This window comes from Nitrosomonas sp. Nm34 (assembly GCF_900113925.1).
Classification (GTDB): Bacteria; Pseudomonadota; Gammaproteobacteria; order Burkholderiales; family Nitrosomonadaceae; genus Nitrosomonas.
The window spans coordinates 1-4,785 of sequence record NZ_FORD01000106.1; the positions used below are offsets into that span (position 1 = coordinate 1).

5 protein-coding genes and 1 pseudogene are annotated in these 4,785 nt (G+C 42.5%); 2 read left to right on the plus strand and 4 right to left on the minus strand.

Translation table 11 applies throughout. The features are described 5' to 3' along the window. Positions 1 to 122: 122 nt before the first annotated feature. Positions 123 to 404, minus strand: coding sequence for a transposase (locus BM283_RS17200; RefSeq protein WP_175492218.1), 282 nt, complete (start codon positions 402 to 404; stop codon positions 123 to 125). A gap of 594 nt (positions 405 to 998) precedes the next feature. Here BM283_RS17200 and BM283_RS17205 point away from each other — a divergent pair. Next, a complete protein-coding gene (locus tag BM283_RS17205; protein WP_090695321.1) occupies positions 999 to 1,421 on the plus strand; it encodes a hypothetical protein in 423 nt (140 codons plus the stop codon). Positions 1,422 to 1,784: 363 nt separating this feature from the next. Here BM283_RS17205 and BM283_RS17210 read toward each other — a convergent pair whose 3' ends face one another. After that, positions 1,785 to 2,021, minus strand: coding sequence for a hypothetical protein (locus BM283_RS17210; RefSeq protein ID WP_090695323.1), 237 nt, complete (start codon positions 2,019 to 2,021; stop codon positions 1,785 to 1,787). 647 nt (positions 2,022 to 2,668) lie between these two features. After that, positions 2,669 to 3,981: pseudogene (locus BM283_RS17215) on the minus strand (IS1380 family transposase). A gap of 94 nt (positions 3,982 to 4,075) precedes the next feature. Between BM283_RS17215 and BM283_RS17220 the strand changes: the two are divergent. Beyond that, positions 4,076 to 4,303, plus strand: coding sequence for a transposase (locus BM283_RS17220; protein ID WP_175492219.1), 228 nt, complete (start codon positions 4,076 to 4,078; stop codon positions 4,301 to 4,303). A gap of 272 nt (positions 4,304 to 4,575) precedes the next feature. On the opposite strand, the gene BM283_RS17225 is transcribed toward BM283_RS17220, so the two are convergent. Beyond that, a partial coding sequence (locus BM283_RS17225; protein WP_302848290.1) for a transposase occupies positions 4,576 to 4,785 on the minus strand: 210 nt, incomplete at its 5' end.

Genomic DNA, 4,785 nt, shown 5'->3' on the forward strand with positions numbered 1-4,785 from the left:
AGTATTACTGATTGGTTGCGGTTGAGAGTAATAGGTCGAACGTGCCAGATTCAACAACTGGCATTGACGAACCTGACTAAGACTCCCATGGGGCTAAATCATCTCTTTGCGTTCTACAAGACTTAATGATTGAGCTTTCTCACTAAAAAATCGCGTTCTACCGTCAATTGACCAATAACCCGCTGCAGGTCATCTGTTGTAGGTTGCTCCTTATTGGCGGCAGTATTATTTTTAGAAAATAGCTCGGCAGCTTGCTCAATGAGTTGCCGTTTCCAGCTATTGATCTGCGTGGGATGGACATGATAACGCGCGGCTAATTGGGGGACAGTTTCATCACCGCGTATCGCTGCCAGCGCTAGTTTTGCTTTGAATTCACTCGAATATTGTATGCGCTTTTTACTCATCGTCATTAAGCTCCTTTTTAATTCTGCCAGAGCTTAACAACCTGTACAGTTTTTGGGTACCACTTCAAAAATCTTTAGCATATTTTTGAAGCAATCCAAATCAAGCTTTACCCCTACTCAAGATCAGTCTGTTATCCACAGCTTTATCCACGGAAAATGTGGATAACGAGCAAACCTAGCAAAACCCATCATTTTAAAATTATGGCTATTTACTCACAGCACTTCTTATTGCTCCCAGCCTGTTCTATGTTTCAGTAGGCCGCACATCATAGCGGGATAAGAACCACAAGAAGAACAAATTGCACAAAAAGAAATCAAAAAGATTAAACCACCGAGCCAATATTACTAAACAATCAGAATTACTTTGAATAACCAGCACAAACAATACGTGTAATTAATCCCATCGGATCAAGCGGCTCAACTAGATTGGAGGCTTAAAGCCTCATTCTTATATCAAACAAAACAAGCAATATCTGTTATAGGCGTAGCGTTGAACGCTTGGTTATTCCTGTATAAGCGTACCATTTAGCTGTTAAACATGGACTGCTTGGAAAAAATTCTGCACTGTTGCGACAACTTTATAAGGAGCTAATAATGAAAAAGTCACATCGCAATATCATAGTTAAACTAAATCGTGATTACTCCTCCACCCTTAGCCAGTTCTGCAATGAGAAAAATTACTCTGGCTTACTATTTGTCAATTTTGAATCTTACGATAATCTGTTATACAAGAATACAAACTACGTTATTGCTCCAGTACTTAAACAATTAAATCATCAAGATAAGATAATTGTTGCCCCCTCTGTCATTGAAAATAATACGACTCTTATACTTGAATACGGCTCTCTTTTTGTGGTTCACCATATTCTGGAAAACGAATGTGGTGAGATTGAGGGACTTGAACCAGGTTATTCAATTATTACGCTTAATTTTCTATATCAACTCAATGAAGAAATTGTCATCGGTAAGAGAGAGCCATTCTGGTTTGAATTGCCGCCTGCTAAAAACCTCCATTAGCCTGACCCTATTCTTCTAAAATTCATATAATCCAATGATTACAATAAAATGGAAATAAAATACTAACCAAATTCTGGCTAACAGGGTATCTCACAAGGTGCCCTGTGAAGAGTGGAGCTGATGTAAGCACCGGAACGAAGGGATGGGGATTAGCAGCAATTGCGGTTGGTGGTAGCCGCAGGCGTTACCAATTGAACTCCATGCTGTTAAACAATCAGACACACAGCTAGCTTATCAAGAAATCATCAGTTATTACCAAGGCAACATATCAGATGTGTTAGATTGCCAAATGCGAGCGTTTATCTGCTGAATGTAAAAAAAATAATATAGCACGGGTTGTAATCGGCAAGCACAAATCCAAGCTTACTGATATTCATCTGCTGGGGCTACTACGACAACCACATGGGAATGCATTTTGGGATGGTCAATAATCTCAATCACACGAACAGGAACCGGCTCAAGTGTTTCAGGATCAACAAGAAAAGGCCGACTGATGATATCGCCTTCGTTTGGCAGCATGCTGGATACATCACATAACTCATCAATATATAAAATTCTGCGATCATCCCATGGACGTACAGCCCATTTCACGACTGCCATGTTGACTATCCCAAAGATTAAAGACGTAGGTTACAATAAGATTACATAAGATTACAGCAGATTTATGCTATCGGCAAGTTAAAAAATATATCTCAACCTAATGAAAATAAAGAATTTATTACATATCTTACCACTTGATGTCAATGAATAAATTTATGCTTTAAGGCGTCTGGGTGTGACTTATAAAAAGCCTCCTTCACCCAAAGACAAGCAAAGAAGAGTGGCCTATCTTTCAGAAAAAAATTGAAGGCTATGAACGCGAGGCCGTGTCATTGTTTATCTTGATGAAAGCGGTTTTGCGCACGACATGCCCCGCACGCATGGCTATGCTCCTGGGGATGAATATTGCTATGGCATAAAAGATTGACATGCAAGAGGCCCGCCCCATGTATCGCCCCAGCATCAAAAAGATGCTCCTAACCGAATATTGCACGAGTATCAAAAATAAAAGCGAATTTGCCAGAAACTCATTTTACAATTGGATAAATCAGATCTGTATTCAAAATTTGTTGTGATGGAGTGCGTTTTTCAGAGGATTTTGTTGGAAATTATGACAAAAAAGAGGTTTTTCTTTGTTGACAGGCGTATCACATCCACCCCATTGCTATTTTATGCGGTAAACGGCGATTCATAATCCTGGGAATGAGTTATCCAGAAGCAAGTCTGGCTGCGGTTTGGAAGAACAGTTTTTGGTAGGGACAGCTACTTGCAAGTAAAAAGCGAATACGCGGGTATTACGTAGCATAACGGCACCTATTTTGATCAGCTTAAGGCGCAATGTGCTCACATAGGCTTGAGCGAGTTCAGTGCCTTGCAGAGCAAGGCGCCGGATGGTTTCCAGCAGGATGTAAGCCAGCGAGGACAGGAGTAGACGAAATTGATTTGACCACCACTGGTGGCAACTGGTTCGATCTGCAAATAAATCAAGCTGTTGTTCCTTGATGCGGTTTTCCATTTCCCCGCGTAAACAATAAATCTTATCATACAGAAGCTGCGGTTTACCGGTCAGATTGGTGACGAGATAACGTGGATTACTGCCTTTCTCAGTATGTTCGATTTTAACAATGATGCGCCGTGTCCGCTCCCAGCTTTTTGCAGCATATTGAAACTCGTCAAATCGTCGTACTTTCTCACCTGATCCAACATACTGCTTCTCTGCCGCTTGCTGCCATTGCGCGCTGATCTCATTCAATCGCTTGTTTTGGGCGATACCGACGATGTAACCCACATCATGACGCTCACACCATGCCAGCATTCTGCGACGGCAGAAACCACTATCACCGCGAAAAATGATACGAACTTCAGGCCAGCTTAGCCTGAACCGCTTTACCAGCAATGACAGGACAGCCCACGCATGCTTTGCCCCATCAATATTGCCTGGCCGCAGGTAGCTTACCAGCAATTGATCCTGGCAGAACACATATAGCGGTAAAAAGCAGTAGTGATCATAATAACCATGAAAGAAGCGGCCTTCCTGTTTGCCATGAACCGCATCATCAGTAGCATCAAAATCCAGCATCAGTTCTTTGGGTGGCTGTTTAAATGAAGCCATAAACCGCTCTACCATTACTTGATGAATAGGCCAGGCCGTTTGCCGATTCGCCCGATTCTCCCAGCGGCATAAGGTAGAGCTGCTCGCTAATACCTCTTCGCGTTCAACCGCTGATTGAATCGCCAAATCATGGCGTAATTGCTGATGATCATTCAGGTCTTCATAGCCACATGCCAACGCATAAACCCGTTGGCGCAATAGCGTCAAACTATCATGCCTGCAACTTGCCTGCCGACGGTTGTCTTCCAGTACTTGAGCAACCGCTTTACTCAACCCAATGCGTTTATCCACCTGGCGCAATAACATGACGCCACCATCTGAAGTAATATCGCCACCCTGGAAATTCACTTCAACAGTACGCTTTTTTACCTCTGGAAAATTGAATGATTCCTGGGTACACTTTGTCACTGGCAATTCCTTTTCTCTATTCAGCTTAGGTAACTGAATTATAAAGATTTAATGGGGAATTGCCACTTCCCTTCGTGCAATATTCGGGCTAAGCGTGGGCCTGTTCACAGCTAATATCAATACCAACATTTTCCATGAATGGGTTACACAGGACCTTTTAACCAAGTTCCTGCCCACTTGCGTGATTATCATGGACAACGCGACGTTCTACAAACGGCAGGGTGTCAAAACCGCCTTTGCTAATGCCGGGTATACGCTTGAATACTTGCTGTCTTATTTTCCAGACTTCAATGACATTGAGCCAAAATGGGCTCAGGCTTAAGGCAACAGAGAAATCTTATCAATGAACAGGCCCCTAGGCAGGATGTACTCTTCCATAAACACTTTGGTTGCTGCCTTATGGAAGAAATGATTGAGGGCGGGATGTATAAACCAACCACATTCTGGAATTAATACCGCAGCCATGGCGTCAGCGAAGAATGGCTGACAAAAAAAGACAACAGTCTAAAATCCCTACAGATGTTTGTGCTTTTGGATCGAGTAGGAAAGATGTCAATCATTGCATAATGTAACGTGAGTTCGACATAAGAATCATCACATCACGATTGGAAGAGCTTGAGGGAGTCTGATATTAAGCGAGGGTTTCTTCTCGCGAAAGGTGTAAGCCACCAGTCCGGCTATCAGATTAACAAAGAAGTTAACCGGGCTGCGATGACGGGAATGCTCGATTTGCGAACTATTCTTCAATGGGTCATTGACGGTCTCAATGATCGAGCGTTTACGTAACAGCAGCTTGTCAAAAAG

Bases quoted from the DNA above. Each gene is read 5' to 3' on its own strand.
- BM283_RS17210 (WP_090695323.1), bottom strand. From the start codon at position 2,021: ATGGCAGTCGTGAAATGGGCTGTACGTCCATGGGATGATCGCAGAATT.
- BM283_RS17200 (WP_175492218.1), bottom strand. From the start codon at position 404: ATGAGTAAAAAGCGCATACAATATTCGAGTGAATTCAAAGCAAAACTA.
- BM283_RS17205 (WP_090695321.1), top strand. From the start codon at position 999: ATGAAAAAGTCACATCGCAATATCATAGTTAAACTAAATCGTGATTAC.